Below are 15000 nucleotides of genomic sequence, written 5' to 3'. Positions count from 1 at the left end.
GCTTCGTCGTTCAGGGTGTCAGCTGCCGTAGCGCGAGGGACGGCCACCGGGCCGCCCACCGGAGCGCGAGCCGCGCTCGCCGTACGAGCCGCCACCGGAGGACCGCTCGCCGTACGAGCGCTCACCCGAGGAGCGCTCACCGCGCGGACGCTCGCCGGACGACCGACGCGGGCCACCTCGGTGACCGCCGGGGCGGTCGCCGTCACGACGCGGGCGGCCACCGGGGCCACCGCCGCCGCGGCGCATGTCGCGCTGGGTGCGCTCCTTCGGCTCCACCGGCACACCGGAGGCCACCAGGTCGAGGATGACCTGGTCGCTGGGCCGGATGCGGTCGATCTGCGGGTCCACCTTGGCCGTGCGGAACCGGCGCTTGGACTGGCCCACCTGGTCGGGCAGGAGCAGCGACACGACGACACCGGCGGCACCCGCGCGGGCGGTGCGGCCCGAACGGTGCAGGTAGGTCTTGGCGTCGGCCGGCGGGTCGTAGTGCAGGACCAGCGAGACGTCGTCGACGTGGATGCCGCGCGCGGCGACGTCCGTGGCGACGAGCACCGGCGACCGGGCGTCGGTGAACTCCTCGAGGGCGCGCTTGCGCGCGGACTGCGGGAGACCACCGTGGATCGCCTCGGCCCTGATGCCGGCGGCCTTCAGGTTCTCGGCGAGACGGTCGACGCCCAGCTGGGTGCGGGCGAAGATGATCGTCCGGCCCGGGCGGGAGGCCAGCTCGGTCGCCACCTGCAGCTTGTCGCGGAAGGCGAGGCTGAAGGCCAGGTGCTCGGCCGGCGGCGCGTCGTCGCCGGCGCGCTTGACCTCGTGCCGGGCCGGGTCCTTGAGGTAGCGGCGGACCAGGCTGTCGACCTCGCCGTCCAGCGTGGCCGAGAACAGCAGCCGCTGGGCGTCGCGGGCGGTCTGGTCGAGCAGCTCCTTGACGACCGGGAGGAAGCCCAGGTCGGCCATGAAGTCGGCCTCGTCCAGCACGGTGATGACGACCTCGGCGAGGGTGGCCTCGCCCTGGTTGATCAGGTCCTGCAGACGGCCGGGCGTGGCGATGATGACGTCGACGCCACGACGGAGCTGCTGGATCTGGCGGTCCATGGGCGCACCGCCGTAGACAGTGGCCAGCTGCACGCCGGTGGCCTGGCCGAGGGGCGCCAGGTTGTCGTGCACCTGCTGGGCCAGCTCGCGGGTCGGCACGAGCACCAGGCCACGCGGGGCGCGGCGGCCCTGCTTGACCTCGGCACCGATGCGGGCGAGCAGCGGCAGGCCGAAGGCCAGCGTCTTGCCCGAGCCGGTCGCGGCCTTGCCCAGCACGTCACGCCCGGCGAGGGCGTCCGGGAGGGCGGAGGTCTGGATGGCGAACGGGCGGTGGATGCCGCGCCGCTCCAGGGCGGTCACGAGCAGCTGGGGCAGACCCAGCTGGCCGAAGGTCGGGCCCTCGGGGGCCTTCTCGGCCTCGGTGTTCTCGACGTTCACGATGGTGTTCTCGACTGCGGTGTCGTCCGAAGCAGACTCGAACGAGGCAGGGTGGACCAAGGTCATGCGGGGTGGGACTCCGATACTGCCCGGAGCGCGTCCCGTGGAAAAGGAGGTCACGGCGAGTGGCCGCGTTCCTAGTGGCGATCGCTTTGCGCCCAGGTGTGGAACGCGGGATCTGCACGGATGCGCTCATGCCCGGACAAACCGTCCGGGAGGATGACCGGCCTTGTGCCGGTACACCGAGGGTAGCAGCGAAGATCGTCGGGCTGTTCCCGCCTTCGAGGGTGACCGGCCCCACCCCCGGGCCCGCGGACGGCGAGGTCAGTCGGCCTGTTCGTCCGTCAGTCGGCCTGTTCGTCCGTCGCGCCGGCGGTGATGGCCAGGACGCCGTCGAGGTCGGAGAGCCAGGCGGCGAGGTCCGTGGGCGAGCCCGTGCCCTCCACCGTGACCCGCACCGTGGCCTGCCTGCCGCCGGGGGCCGCGTGGCCACCGAGGTCCTCCGCCGTCGTCGCCAGGTCGCGGACCCGGAACCCGCGCTGGGTGCACTCGGCGAGCGCGCGGCGGAGCACCCCCTCGCCGTCGCGGTAGGTCAGGACCAGCGAGTGCACCCGCTCCACCCGGCCGGAGAGCCGGCGGGCCATCGGCGTGAACCCGTAGGAGACCAGGAAGTGGGCCGCGACGGCGACGACCGCGAGCAGCCAGAGCCCGGCACCCGCGGCCATGCCGATCGCCGCGGTCAGCCACACCACCGCGGCCGTCGTCAGGCCACGGACGGCGTCCCGGCGCACGAAGATCAGCCCGCCGCCGATGAAGCCGAGCCCGGACACCACCTGGGCGGCGATCCGGGAGTCACCGAACTCCGCCTCGCTGATCACCATGAACAGGGCGGCCGCGAACCCGACGATCGTGAGCGTCCGCAGGCCGGCGGCCTTCTGCCGCAGCTCGCGCTCGAGCCCCATCAGCGCCGACAGGACGAACGCGATCCCCAGGTCCCGGACCTGCTCCAGCGACTGCCCGGTCGGCTCGGCGAGCAGCAGGTCCACGGGTCAGCCCCGCAGCGCCGCGTAGCCGGGGCGGACGACGCCGTCCAGCAGCCGGCGCCGCTCGTCCTCGTCCAGGAAGGCGCCGGCGACCGCCCGCTCGGTCACGGTCTGCACGTCCTCCCACGTCCAGCCGAACGTCGTCGCCACGTCGGTGACCTCGCTGGTGACCGACACCCCGCTCATCAGCCGGTTGTCGGTGTTCAGGGTGACGGCGAAGCCGGCGCGGTGCAGCCGGTCCACCGGGTGCTCGGCCAGGGAGGGGTAGGCGCCGGTCTGCACGTTGGACGACGGCGCGACCTCGAGGGTCACCCGCCCGTCGCGCACCCGCTGCGCCACCGGCCCGAGCGAGCCGTCGCCGGCGAGCTCGTCGGCGATCCGCACTCCGTGGCCCAGGCGCTCGGCGCGGGCCCCGTCGAGGGCGGCGCGGATGCTGTCGACCCCGGCGGCCTCACCGGCGTGGACGGTGCGGTGCGCACCCTCCCGGTCCAGGAGCGCGAGCGCCGAGGGGATGCGGTCGGGCGGGAACCCGTCCTCGGGGCCGGCCAGGTCGAAGCCGACGACGCCGGCGTCGCGGTACCGGACGACGAGACCGGCGACCTCGTCCCACCGGTCGTCCTGCCGCATGGCGCACAGCAGCGTGCCGACGCGGATGGGGGTGCCGGCCTCCGCGGCCTCGCGCGAGCCCTGGGCGTAGCCGTCGAGCATCGCCTCGACGGCGGCCTCCAGCGGCATGCCGGTCAGCAGCTCGGGCGCCATCCGCACCTCGGCGTGGACCACGCCGTCGGCGGCCAGGTCCAGCGCGCACTCCCGGGCGACCCGCTGCACCGCCTCGGGGCTCTGCATCACGGCGACGGTGTGCGCGAACGTCTCCAGGTAGGACTCCAGCGAGCCGGAGTCCGCGGCCTCGCGGAACCAGCGGCCGAGGCTCTCGGCGTCACCGGCCGGCAGGTCGCGGTAGCCGAGGTCGTCGGCGAGCTCCAGAACCGTCTGCGGGCGCAGGCCACCGTCGAGGTGGTCGTGCAGGAGGACCTTGGGGGCGCGGCGGACGTTCTCGGCGTTCAGCGGTGCAGGCACCGGGACATTGTCGGCCTCCGGGCCGACGGCCCCGTCACCGGCTCCCGCGGTCCTGCCAGCGGAACGTGCGCACGCACAGCACCAGCCCCACGACGCACCAGGCCCCCAGCACCAGCGCCACCCGGCCCAGCTCCCAGCTGCCGGCCGGCTCCTGCGCGGCGAGGGCGTCGGGCAGGAAGACCGAGCGGAAGCCCTGCGCCATCCACTTGAGCGGGAAGATCGCGGCGAAGGTCTGCATCCAGTCCGGGATCTGGCTGAACTGGAAGAAGACGCCGGAGATGAACTGCAGCAGCAGCGCGAACGGGGTGACCGTCGCCGAGGCCGAGCGGCCGTTCTTCGCCAGGCTGGACAGCGCGATGCCGAGCAGGGTGCAGGCCGCGGCACCCAGGGCGGTCACCCAGGCGAAGGTGAGCCAGTCGCTGCCCGAGGGCAGGTCGACGTCGTAGAAGGCGACGGCGATCAGCAGCAGCACCACGATGATCAGGACCGTGACGGCGAGGACCTGCACCACCTTGCCGACGAAGAAGGCGCTGCGGGGCATCGGCGTGCCGGCCAGGCCCTTGAGCGTCCCGTCGGAGCGCTCGGTGGCGATGCTGATCGCCATGTTCTGCAGGCTCGCGCCCAGGATGCCCGCGGCGATGATGCCGGCGATGAACATCTGGGTGAAGGCGACGCCGCCGCCGACCTCGTAGTCGAGCACCGCGCCGAAGACGACCAGCAGCAGCACCGGCAGCAGGATCGTGAAGACGACGGACTCGCGCTGGCGGAAGAACTCCTTGAGCTCCACCGAGGCCCGGGACCGGTAGACGGAGGCCAGCGACGGCAGGGCCGTCCGCTGCCCGGACGTCTCGCGCACGGCGGTCATCGGCCGGCCTCCCCGATCATCTGCAGGTACACGTCCTCGAGGGTGGGGCGGGCGACCGCGAGGTCGGGGACCTCGCCGTCGAACCGGGCCGCGAGGTCGCGCACGAACGCGGTGGGCGTCGCGGTGGCCTCGGTGCGGCGGGCGCCGTGCTCGGTCCAGCTGACGACGGCCGGCGCGGTCTCCCGGCCGCCCAGCATGCTCGGCACGGCCACCTCGGCCAGCCGCCCCCGGGCGATGACGCCGACGCGGTCGGCGAGCGCCTCGGCCTCGTCCAGGTAGTGCGTGGTGAGCAGCATCGTGGTGCCCAGGTCGCGCAGCGAGCGGATCAGCGACCAGAACTGCCGGCGCGCCTCCGGGTCGAAACCGGTGGTCGGCTCGTCGAGGAAGAGCAGCTCCGGCCGGCCGACGATGCCCAGCGCCACGTCCAGCCGGCGGCGCTGGCCCCCGGACAGGGACCGGCCGCGCACCCCGGCCTTCTCGGTGAGCCCGACCAGCTCCAGCACCTCGTCGGTGCCCCGCGGGTCCGGGAAGTAGGACGCCTGGGCGCGGACCAGCTCGCGCACGGTGAGCTGGCTGTCCCCGGCGCCGGACTGCAGCACGATGCCCAGGCGGGACTTCCAGCGCCGGTCGCCGTCGGCGGGGTCGGCACCCAGCACCCGCACCTCGCCGGCGTCCCGCCGGCGGTAGCCCTCGCAGATCTCGACCGTCGTGGTCTTGCCGGCGCCGTTCGGGCCGAGCAGGGCGAAGATCTCGCCGCGGCGGATGTCGAGGTCCAGCCCGTCGACGGCGGTGAAGTCGCCGTAGCGCTTGACCACCCCGCGGACCGAGATCGCCGCCTCCGGGTCGAGCGGGTCACCGGGCTGCGGCCGGGCGCCGGCCACCGTGGCCGCGGGAGAACTCGTCACGAGGGACCAGTGTCCTCCATCGGCCTGGCACCCCCTCCCGGACCCCGGGAGGGGGTGCGCGCTCAGGCCGTGATGCGGTCGATGACCAGCGGCAGCGGGCGGTCGTCGGTGTCGACGCCGATGGCACCCTCGAGCGCCTCCAGGGCGCGCGGGATGCGGGCGGCGTCGTCGGTCTGCAGCTCCAGCAGCGGCTGCCCGGCGGTCACCTGCTCTCCCACGCCGGCGGTCCAGGTGATGCCCGCCGCGGCCTGCACCGGGTCCTCCTTGCGGGCGCGGCCGGCACCGAGCCGCCACGCCGCGACGCCGAGCGCGTAGGCGTCCAGCCGGGTCAGCGTGCCGGTGGCCGGCGCGGTCACCACGTGGGTCTCCGCCGGCTTCGGCAGCGGGGCGTCGGGGTCCCCGCCCTGGGCGGCGATCATGCGGCGCCACACGTCCATGGCCCGGCCGTCGCGCAGGGCGTCCGCGGGGTCGACGTCGTCCCGGCCGACCCCGGCCAGCATCTCGCGGGCGAGGGCCAGCGTCAGCTCGACGACGTCGGCCGGCCCGCCCCCGGCGAGCACCTCGACGGACTCGGCCACCTCGACGGCGTTGCCCGCGGTGCGGCCCAGCGGGCGGTCCATCGCCGTCACCAGGGCCACGGTGCGCACGCCGGCGGCCTCGCCGAGGCCGACCATCGTGCGGGCCAGGGTGCGCGCGTCGTCGGCGTCCTTCATGAACGCGCCCGACCCGGTCTTGACGTCCAGGACCAGGGCGTCGGCGCCCTCGGCGATCTTCTTGCTCATGATCGAGCTGGCGATCAGCGGGATCGACTCGACGGTGCCGGTGACGTCGCGCAGCGCGTAGAGCTTCTTGTCCGCCGGCGCCAGGTCGTGGCCGGCCGCGCAGATGACCGCACCGACGTCGCGCAGCTGCGCCAGGTACGCCTCCTCGTGCACGTCCGCCCGCCAGCCCGGGATCGCCTCGAGCTTGTCGAGGGTGCCCCCGGTGTGGCCCAGCCCGCGGCCCGACAGCTGGGGCACGGCGACCCCGCAGGCGGCCACGAGCGGCGCCAGCGGCAGGGTGATCTTGTCGCCCACGCCGCCGGTGGAGTGCTTGTCGGCGGTGGGCCGGCCCAGCGGCGAGAGGTCCTTGCGCTCCCCGGAGTCGATCATCGCCTGGGTCCAGGCGGCGAGCTCCTCGGGCGACATGCCGTTGAAGAAGACGGCCATCAGCAGCGCGCTGACCTGCTCGTCGGGGACGACGCCCTGGGTGTAGGCGTCGATGACCCAGCGGATCTGGTCGGCCGACAGCCGGCCGCCGTCCCGCTTGGTGCGGATGACGTCGATGGCGTCGAACGCGCCCATCAGCCCTGCCCCCGCTCCGCCGCGGCGACCAGGTCCTCGGGCCCGAAGGCGTCGGGCAGCACCTCGCGCATGGCCACGATGCCCAGCGACACGGTCTCGATGAGCATGTCGGCGCCGCCGTGCTCCCAGAGCAGCTGGCGGCAGCGGCCGCAGGGCATGAGCGGCTGCCCGTCACCGCCGACGCAGGCGACGGCCACGAGCCGTCCGCCGCCGGTGCGCGCCAGGTCGCTGACCATGCCGCACTCCGCGCACAGCGCCAGCCCGTAGGAGGCGTTCTCGACGTTGCAGCCGGTGACGACGCGGCCGTCGTCGACCAGGCCGGCGACGCCCACCGGGAACTTCGAGTACGGGGCGTAGGCGTGCGTCATCGCCTCGCGGGCGGCGGCACGCAGGGCGTCCCAGTCGATCTGCACTAGTGCTCTCCTCGTCGGTACACGAGGCCGTCGGCCTTCGGCATCCGTAGTCGTTGGGACGCCAGCGAGAGCACCAGCAGCGTGGTCAGGTGCGGCGTGAAGGACACCAGGCCCGGCGCGAGCTCCTCGATGGTCAGGAACGCGGTGAGCGCCCCGCCGGCGAAGACCAGCGCGGCCACCGCCTGCACGAGCCTGCGGCGGGTGGCCTGCCAGATCGCGACCGCGGCGAGCACGACCGCCAGCAGCAGGAACAGCGCCACGACGGCGGTCCGGCTGCGCAGCTGCAGCGCGTCGGCGAAGCCGAAGACGCCGGCACCGGCGGCCAGCCCGCCCGGCCGCCAGTTGCCGAAGATCAGCGCCGCGAGGCCGATGAAGCCTCGCCCGTTGGTCTGCCCCTCGCGGTAGATGCCCGCGATGAACACGAGGAAGACACCGCCGAGGCCGGCCAGCGCGCCGGAGATGACCACCGCGATGTACTTCATGCGGTAGACCGCGACGCCGAGCGAGTCCGCGGCGGCCGGGTTCTCACCGCAGCAGCGGAGCCGGAGACCGAACGCCGTCCGCCAGAGCAACAGGTAGGAGGCCGGGACCAGCAGCACGGCCAGGAGCGTGGTGAAGCCGACGCCGCTGGTCAGGCCGCGGAGGATCCCCGCGAGGTCGCTGAGCAGGAACCAATTCAGCCGCTCGAGGTCGCCCAGCAGGTCCGGCCCGGAGGACAGGACCGGCAGCGAGAGCTCCGGCGGCCGGGAGTCCAGCGCGGGCGACTGCGTCACGCCACCACCGGCCGGGTTGTCCGTGTAGAGCAGCTCGGAGAGGAACCGCACCAGGCCGGCGGCGAGGATGTTGATCGCGACGCCCGAGACGACGTGGTCGACCCCGAAGGTGACGGTCGCGAGGGCGTGCAGCAGGCCGCCGAGGGCGCCGAAGAGCATGCCGCCGACGATCGCGGCCTGCCAGCCCCACTGGTAGCCGCAGAAGCCGGCCCCCCAGGTGCCGAGGGTCATCATGCCGTCGAGGCCGATGTTGACCACGCCGGCCCGCTCGGCGAAGAGGCCGCCGAGCGCCGCCAGCCCGATCGGGACGGCCAGCAGCAGGGCCGCGGCGATGGTGCTGCTGGAGGTGAGCGACTGCTCGCCGCTGATCACGCGGACCGCCGAGAGCAGGACCAGCGCGCCGGCCACGATCAGGGTGACCCGGCGGGCGCGGCTGCCGCCGAGGAACAGCTCGGTCAGCGGGCCGCGGCCCGTCGGGGCGGTACGAGTCGAGACGGTGGCGCTCATGCCCCGGCCCCCTTGTGGTCGTCTGCCTGCCCGGCGCCGGCGGTGCGGCTGACCCCGGCTCCGGTGCCCTGCGCGTCCGCGTCCCCGGCGGTCTGCCCCGTCCCGGTGCTCCCGTCACCCGGGGTCGCGGCCCCGGCGACGGCCGCGCCGCCGCGCTCGGCGGTGCGCCGGGCGATCCGTCGCGCCACCTCGTTGGCGATGACGACGGCGAGCACGATCGTCCCCTGGATGATCGTGATGACCGACGCCGGCAGCCCCTGGATCTGCAGCGGGACCAGCGCCCGGTCGAGGAAGGAGAACAGCAGGGCGGCGAAGGCGATGCCGATCGGGTTGTTCCGCCCGAGCAGCGCGACCGCGATGCCCAGGAAGCCGAGCCCGGCGGTGAAATCGGTGGTGTACGAGTGCTTGTCACCGAGCAGGTCCGGCAGGCCGATGAGGCCGGCGACGGCGCCGGACAGCAGCATCGTCTTCAGCACCATCGCCCGGGCGTTGACGCCGCTCGCGCTGGCCGCCGACGGCGAGAGCCCGCTGGCCTTGAGGTCGAAGCCGAAGCGGGTGCGGTCCAGCAGCACCGCCAGCGCGATGCCCACGACCACGGCCACGATCAGGAAGCCGTAGAGCTGGCGCGGCGGGTTCGCCAGGCCGAGCAGGTCGAACACGCCGTTCAGGCTGGGCATCCAGCCGGACTCGGGGATCTCCGACGTGCTGATGATCGAGGCCCCCGGCGCGCTCCCCCGGAACGGCCCGGTGAGCAGGAAGGAGGCGATCCCCAGCGCGATGAAGTTCAGCATGATCGAGCTGATGACCTCGCTGACGCCCCGCGTGATCTTGAGGACGGCGACGATGCCGGCCCAGAGCGCGCCGACGACGACGGCGACCACGACGATCAGCAGCAGGTGCAGCGGGCCGGGCAGCACCACGGCCGCACCGACCGCCGCCGCCACGATGGTGGCGAGGCGGTACTGGCCCTCCACGCCGATGTTGAACAGGCCCATCCGGAAGGCGACCGCCACGGCGAGCCCGGCGAGGAACAGCGGGACGGCGCGGTTGAGCACCACGACGACCGCCGTCATCTGCTGCGACGGCTTGTCGCCCAGGTCGAACATGACCCGGAAGACCTCGAAGGGGTCGACCTGGAGGGCCGCCATCACCAGGGCGGAGATGACCATGGCGACCAGGACGGCGAAGACGGGCACCAGCACGGTGGGCCCGAAGCGGCGGAGCAGGCTCATGCCGCACCCCCCACCCGGGCGCCGGTCATGTACCCGCCGAGCTCGTCGGGGGTGACCTGCGCCGGGTCGAGGGTGGCGACCAGCCGCCCGCGGAGCATGACCTGGAGCGTGTCGGAGAGCCCGATCAGCTCGTCGAGGTCGGCCGAGATCAGCAGGATCCCCATCCCTTCCGCGCGGGCGTCCTTGAGCAGCTCCCAGATGACGGCCTGGGCGCCGACGTCGACCCCGCGGGTCGGGTGCGCCGCCACGAGCAGGCGCGGCCCGGCGCTCATCTCCCGGCCGACGATCAGCTTCTGCTGGTTGCCGCCGGACAGGGCGACGGCGAGGGTGTCCGGCCCGGGGGCGCGGACGTCGTACTCACGCATGATGCGCTCGGTGTCCGTGCGCGCGCCCCGCCGGTCGATGAAGGGGCCCTTCACCGCCGGGGGCCGGTTCTGGTGGCCGAGGATCCGGTTCTCCCAGAGCGTCGCGTCCAGCAGCATGCCCTGGCGGTGCCGGTCCTCGGGGATGAACCCGATGCCGGCGTCGCGGCGGGCGCGGGTGGTCCAGCCGGTCACGTCGTCGTCGCCCAGCAGCAGGGTGCCGCCGGCCGGCGTGCGCAGCCCCATGAGCGCGTCGACGAGCTCGGCCTGGCCGTTGCCCTCGACGCCGGCGATCCCGACGACCTCGCCCTCGCGGATGGTCAGGGAGACCTCGTCGACGACCGGCCGCCCGATGGCCGACAGGACGGTGAGGTCGCGGACCTCCAGCACGGCCCGGTCGCGCACCGTGGAGGCGCGGGTCTCCGGCGACGGGAGCTCCGAGCCGACCATGAGCTCGGCCAGCTGGCGGCTGGTCGTGGTGCGGGGGTCGGCCTCCCCCACGGTGGTGCCGCGGCGGATCACGGTGATCGCGTCGGCGACCTTCCGGACCTCGTCCAGCTTGTGGGAGATGAAGATGACGGTGAGGCCCTCGCGCTTGAGCTCGCCGAGGTTGCCGAAGAGCTCGTCGACCTCCTGCGGGACCAGCACGGCGGTGGGCTCGTCGAGGATCAGCGTCGTGGCGCCGCGGTAGAGGACCTTCGCGATCTCCACCCGCTGGCGGTCACCGACGCCGAGGTCCTCGACCAGCACGTCGGGGGCCAGCCCGAGCGCGTAGCGGTCGGAGATCTCGAGGATGCGGCGACGGGCCTCGGCCCGGTCCAGCCGCCCGCCCCGGGTGGGCTCGCTGCCCAGGACGATGTTCTCCAGGACCGTGAAGTTGTCGGCCAGCATGAAGTGCTGGTGGACCATGCCGATGCCGGCCTCGATGGCGTCGGCCGGGCTGCGGAAGCGGACCTCGCGGCCGTCCAGCAGGATCTGCCCCTCGTCGGGGCGGTGCATGCCGTAGAGCGTCTTCATCAGCGTGGACTTGCCGGCGCCGTTCTCGCCCACGATCGCGTGGACCTCGCCGCGGCGGACGCGGAGCTCGATGTCCTTGTTGGCGACCACGCCGGGGAAGCGCTTGGTGATGCCGCGCAGCTCCACCGCGTAGGGGACGCCCTCGGTCCCCGCGCCGGCGCCCGGTGCGCTGGCACCGGTCGCTCCTGTTGCGGCCATGGTGGCCTCTCCCTCGTGTGCGGCCACGGGTGTGCGGCGCACCTCTGCTCTGGTCCAGTGGCGACGACGGTCGGTCGTCGCCCATCGACTCCCCGGCCGGGCCCGGTCCGGGCCGCCGCGGGTGACGTGCTGCGCATGATGTCGCACGCGCCGGCTCCCGAGGAGACCGGCCCCGCGCAGCGGGGCCGACATCCGGCGCGACGACGGCGGGCCCGGGCCGGAACCCGGACCCGCCGTCGGGGTCCACCATCGGTGCGGGCCCGCCGGAGCGGGCCCGCACCCGACGTCACGGGGTGGTGGGGACGTCGACCTCGCCGTCGACGATCTGCTGGCGGTAGGTGTCCAGGTCGCCCTGGATGTCGTCGATGAACCCGCCGCTCTCCGACAGGCCGACGCCCTCGCTCTCGAGGTTGAACACCTCGTTCTCGCCGCCGGCGACGTTGCCCTCGACGAACTCGCCGATGAACTGCTCGACCGCGTTGTCGACCCGCTTGAGCATCGAGGTCATGATCACGGCCTGCAGGGCCGGGTCCTCGACGGTCTGGAACTGGTCGGAGTCGACGCCGATGGCGCGACCCTCGGACTCGGCAGCGGCCTGGAAGACGCCGATGCCCGAGCCGCCGGCAGCGTGGTAGACGATGTCGGCGCCGGCGTCGTACATGCCCTCGGCCACGATCTTGCCGCGGGCCGGGTCGTTGAAGCCCGAGAAGTCACCGGCCGGGGAGATGTACTGCGAGTCGATGCGGATGGCGGGGTTGACCGCCTCGACACCGGCCTCGAAGCCCGCCTGGAACTTCTGGATCAGCGGGGTCTCGACGCCGCCGACGAAGCCGACGTGGTCGGTCTCGGTCTTCAGGGCCGCCGCGACACCGGCGAGGAAGGAGCCCTCCTCCTCGGCGAAGAGCAGGCCGGTGAGGTTGTCCGGGCTGCCCGCGTCCTCGACCGAGCCGTCGACCTGGGCGAAGGTGATGTCCGGGTACTGCTCGGCGACCTCGCCGATCACGTCGCTGTAGGCGAAGCCCACGGCGATGATCGGGTCGTAGCCGTCGTCGGCCAGCTGGGTCAGCAGGTCGGCGCGGTTGGAGTTGTCGTTGTTGGGGCTGAGCTTGGCGACCTCGCCGCCGTGCTCCTTGATCGCCGCCTCGACGCCGGCCACGGCCGAGTCGTTGAACGAACGGTCGCCCTCGCCGCCGGTGTCGAACGCCAGGCCGATCTTGGGGCCGTCGCTGCCGGCGTCGCCGCCGGAGCCACCCTCCTCGTCGCTGGCACAGGCCGCCAGGGCCAGGCTGCCGGCCAGCAGCAGCGCCGCGGCCTTCGTCATCCGCGCTCGGCGCAAGACGATCTCCTCTCTGGGGGGACGCGCGACCACCTCGTGGGGCGCATCCCGGGGGGTCGGGATTGCCGGTGCCAGCGGCCCGCCGGGCGGACCGCGCGAGGCACCGCAGCGACGCTAACCGCGCGCCCCGAGCGGGCTACAACCTCTGACCCGGACTGAGACACGATCGTTGCGAAGGCTCATCCGTTCGGGGCCGCAGAGCTGCCGGCCCGTGTCCCAGGTCACGCCCCCTACGGTGCCCCCATGCGACGAGGCGGCACGACCGCGTTCCTGGGCTGCGTGGTGCTGCTCCTGCTGCCGGGCACCGCCGCGGCCGCGCCGTCGCCCACCGCGACCGCGTCGTCCCGGCCGACCGCGGACCCCGCCGCACCCACGCCGTCGGCACCGCTCACCGGCCTGCCGGCGCGGGGCACCGCCCCCGACGGCAGCACGGTCGGCGGTGGGCACCTCGGCGCCCGCGGGACCGTGGCGGCCGAGGGCACGCCGCCGCTGCCGCCCGAGGTCGTCGCGGGCGCGTGGCTGGTCGCCGACGCGACCTCCGGACAGGTGCTCGCCGCCCGGGACGCCCACGGCCGGCACTACCCGGCCAGCACGCTCAAGCTGCTCACGCTGCTCACGCTGCTGCCCCGGCTGGACCCGGCCCAGGTGGTGGAGGGGACGGTGGAGGACGAGCAGGTCGAGGGCAGCCGGGTCGGGCTCGTCGCCGGCGGGCGCTACCCGGTCTCCCTGCTGTTCGAGGCGCTGGTCCTGCAGTCGGGCAACGACGCGGCGTCCGCGCTGGCCCGCGCCGCCGGTGGGGAGCGGGCGACCGTCGCGGCGATGAACGCGACGGCCGCCTCGCTCGGTGCCCACGACACGGTGGCCGGCTCGCCCTCGGGCCTGGACGTGGCCGGTCAGACCAGCTCGGCCTACGACCTGGCCCTGGTCCTCCGCGCCGTGCTCGAGGACCCGGCGGCCGCGGCGGTGCTGCGGGTCCCGGTCGCGACGATGCCGCCGGTGGAGGGGCGCTCCCCGGGCTACCAGATCCAGAACCAGAACCCGCTGGCCGGCTACCCGGGTGGGCTGGGCGGCAAGACGGGGTTCACCGACGCCGCCCGGCACACCTTCGTGACCGCTGCCGAGCGGGACGGCCGCCGGCTGGTCGTGAGCGTCCTCGCCACGGAGAACGTGCCCCTGCGGGCGGCCGACCAGGCGGCGCTCCTGCTCGACTGGGGGTTCTCCGTCCCGGCCGGGACGAGCGGGGTGGGCCGGCTGGTCCGCCCCGGCGACCTCCTGCCGACCGCCACCCCCGCGCCCACCACGCCGGCGGGCACCACCACGCCCCCGCCGCGGGACCGGACGGCCGCACCGCCCGCGGACCCGGGGAGCCCCTGGGCGCTGCCCGCCGTCGGGGCGGCGGGCGTGCTCAGCGCGACGCTGCTGGGTGCGGGGCTGGCTCGTCGCCGCCGACGGGCCGGTCCTCCGCTGCCGCCGGGACGTCCGCCGCGAGGCCGGTGGCCGTCCAGGCGGCGGTGAAGAAGGCGAACCGCGCCACCAGGTTGATCCAGACCAGGACGCCGACCGCCCCGCCGAACGCCGAGGCGGTGACGCTGTCGGAGATGAGCGACAGGTAGTAGCCGCCGATCAGCTTGAGCACCTCGAAGCCCACCGCCCCGAAGAGGGCGCCCGGCAGCAGCCGGCGCACCGGGGTGGCCACGCCGGGCACCACGCGCAGCAGCCAGAGGAAGACGACGACGTCGCCGGCCATCGCCAGCGTGATGCCCAGCAGCCAGGTGAGCGCGCCGTAGCCCGGCTCGTCGGCGAGGTCGAGGAAGGTGAGCACCCGCGACGTCGCCTGGCTGACCAGCCCGGTGAGCCCCAGGCTGGCGACGCCGACGGCGCCCAGCGCGACCAGGGCGACGACGTCCTGCACGTTGTCCCGGACGAACTCGGGCTCGTCGACGCGGCCCTTCCAGATCCGCTCCATGCCGACGCGGAGCTTGTCCATGGTCCGCAGCCCGGCGTAGAGGAACCCGGCGAGGCCGACCAGGCCGGCGAACCCGGCCGAGTCGATCGCCCCGGACAGCTGCTCGACCAGCCGGCGGCCCAGCCCGCCGGGGAAGGTCTCGCGGATCGCGGCGAACAGCTCCCGCTGGAGCAGCTCGTCGCCGGCGATCACCAGCCCGATGACGGCGGCGACCAGCAGGAGGACCGGGAACAGGGCCAGGAACGCGAAGTAGGTGACCCCGGCCGCCATGAGGTCGCCCTGGGTGCGCTGGTAGCGGCCGCCGGCCCGTGCCAGGTGGTCGAACCAGGGGAAGCGCGCGCGGCCGGCGTCGACGACGGACTCCACGCGGGACCAGATGCGGGCCGGCCAGGCCGGGCGGGCCGGCGCGTTCCCGGAGCTGGCGGAGCTCACCGCCCGATTCTGCGGGCTGCCCGGCTCCCGCGCTGGTCAGGTACCGGGACGGGGCGGG

Annotated in this window: 13 protein-coding genes; 1 reads left to right on the top strand and 12 read right to left on the bottom strand. The window is 74.2% G+C overall.

Going from position 1 to position 15000, the window contains the following annotated elements:
• Positions 1–18: 18 nt before the first annotated feature.
• The 11 genes from E4P43_RS01310 to E4P43_RS01260 form a co-directional block, all read right to left on the bottom strand.
• On the bottom strand, positions 19–1473 hold the full coding sequence (locus tag E4P43_RS01310; RefSeq protein WP_245158866.1) for a DEAD/DEAH box helicase: 1455 nt from the start codon (positions 1471–1473) through the stop codon (positions 19–21).
• 344 nt (positions 1474–1817) lie between these two features.
• The gene (locus E4P43_RS01305) at positions 1818–2519 is read right to left on the bottom strand and encodes an MgtC/SapB family protein (RefSeq protein ID WP_245158865.1); all 702 of its coding nucleotides are present in this window, start codon (positions 2517–2519) and stop codon (positions 1818–1820) included.
• Between the two features lie 3 nt (positions 2520–2522).
• Positions 2523–3593 carry an adenosine deaminase gene (locus tag E4P43_RS01300; protein ID WP_135143611.1) on the bottom strand — a complete coding sequence of 357 codons (1071 nt, stop codon included), beginning with the start codon at positions 3591–3593 and terminating at the stop codon, positions 2523–2525.
• A gap of 34 nt (positions 3594–3627) precedes the next feature.
• On the bottom strand, positions 3628–4458 hold the full coding sequence (locus E4P43_RS01295) for an ABC transporter permease (protein WP_135143610.1): 831 nt from the start codon (positions 4456–4458) through the stop codon (positions 3628–3630).
• On the bottom strand, positions 4455–5363 hold the full coding sequence (locus tag E4P43_RS01290) for an ABC transporter ATP-binding protein (protein WP_135143609.1): 909 nt from the start codon (positions 5361–5363) through the stop codon (positions 4455–4457). The genes E4P43_RS01295 and E4P43_RS01290 overlap by 4 nt, the downstream gene beginning before the upstream one ends.
• 62 nt (positions 5364–5425) lie before the next feature.
• On the bottom strand, positions 5426–6706 hold the full coding sequence (locus E4P43_RS01285; RefSeq protein ID WP_135143608.1) for a thymidine phosphorylase: 1281 nt from the start codon (positions 6704–6706) through the stop codon (positions 5426–5428).
• Positions 6706–7119, bottom strand: a complete 414-nt coding sequence (locus E4P43_RS01280) for a cytidine deaminase (protein ID WP_135143607.1) — start codon at positions 7117–7119, stop codon at positions 6706–6708. Before E4P43_RS01280 ends, E4P43_RS01285 begins: the two co-directional genes overlap by 1 nt.
• Positions 7119–8399, bottom strand: coding sequence for an ABC transporter permease (locus tag E4P43_RS01275; protein ID WP_135143606.1), 1281 nt, complete (start codon positions 8397–8399; stop codon positions 7119–7121). Before E4P43_RS01275 ends, E4P43_RS01280 begins: the two co-directional genes overlap by 1 nt.
• On the bottom strand, positions 8396–9631 hold the full coding sequence (locus tag E4P43_RS01270) for an ABC transporter permease (RefSeq protein ID WP_135143605.1): 1236 nt from the start codon (positions 9629–9631) through the stop codon (positions 8396–8398). Before E4P43_RS01270 ends, E4P43_RS01275 begins: the two co-directional genes overlap by 4 nt.
• Positions 9628–11208 (bottom strand): ABC transporter ATP-binding protein, encoded by a 1581-nt coding sequence (locus E4P43_RS01265; RefSeq protein ID WP_135143604.1) that lies wholly within the window; start codon positions 11206–11208, stop codon positions 9628–9630. The genes E4P43_RS01270 and E4P43_RS01265 overlap by 4 nt, the downstream gene beginning before the upstream one ends.
• Before the next feature lie 286 nt (positions 11209–11494).
• The gene (locus E4P43_RS01260; protein ID WP_245158864.1) at positions 11495–12544 is read right to left on the bottom strand and encodes a BMP family ABC transporter substrate-binding protein; all 1050 of its coding nucleotides are present in this window, start codon (positions 12542–12544) and stop codon (positions 11495–11497) included.
• A gap of 243 nt (positions 12545–12787) precedes the next feature.
• Here E4P43_RS01260 and E4P43_RS01255 point away from each other — a divergent pair, with 243 nt between their 5' ends.
• On the top strand, positions 12788–14059 hold the full coding sequence (locus E4P43_RS01255; RefSeq protein ID WP_135143603.1) for a serine hydrolase: 1272 nt from the start codon (positions 12788–12790) through the stop codon (positions 14057–14059).
• Here E4P43_RS01255 and E4P43_RS01250 read toward each other — a convergent pair.
• The gene (locus tag E4P43_RS01250) at positions 13950–14942 is read right to left on the bottom strand and encodes a YihY/virulence factor BrkB family protein (protein ID WP_245158863.1); all 993 of its coding nucleotides are present in this window, start codon (positions 14940–14942) and stop codon (positions 13950–13952) included. The two genes, E4P43_RS01255 and E4P43_RS01250, sit on opposite strands and share 110 nt — an antisense overlap.
• Positions 14943–15000: the final 58 nt, after the last annotated feature.

Origin of the sequence: Blastococcus sp. TF02A-35, assembly GCF_004571075.1 — a bacterium.
GTDB lineage: Bacteria > Actinomycetota > Actinomycetes > Mycobacteriales > Geodermatophilaceae > Blastococcus.
Note: the sequence above shows the minus strand (reverse complement) of the source record. Positions and strands in the feature narration are given on the sequence as shown.

Excerpts from the sequence above, each read along its gene's own strand:
- E4P43_RS01295 (WP_135143610.1), bottom strand. The coding sequence starts at position 4,458 with ATGACCGCCGTGCGCGAGACGTCCGGGCAGCGGACGGCCCTGCCGTCG.
- E4P43_RS01285 (WP_135143608.1), bottom strand. The coding sequence starts at position 6,706 with ATGGGCGCGTTCGACGCCATCGACGTCATCCGCACCAAGCGGGACGGC.
- E4P43_RS01275 (WP_135143606.1), bottom strand. The coding sequence starts at position 8,399 with ATGAGCGCCACCGTCTCGACTCGTACCGCCCCGACGGGCCGCGGCCCG.
- E4P43_RS01270 (WP_135143605.1), bottom strand. The coding sequence starts at position 9,631 with ATGAGCCTGCTCCGCCGCTTCGGGCCCACCGTGCTGGTGCCCGTCTTC.
- E4P43_RS01265 (WP_135143604.1), bottom strand. The coding sequence starts at position 11,208 with ATGGCCGCAACAGGAGCGACCGGTGCCAGCGCACCGGGCGCCGGCGCG.
- E4P43_RS01255 (WP_135143603.1), top strand. The coding sequence starts at position 12,788 with ATGCGACGAGGCGGCACGACCGCGTTCCTGGGCTGCGTGGTGCTGCTC.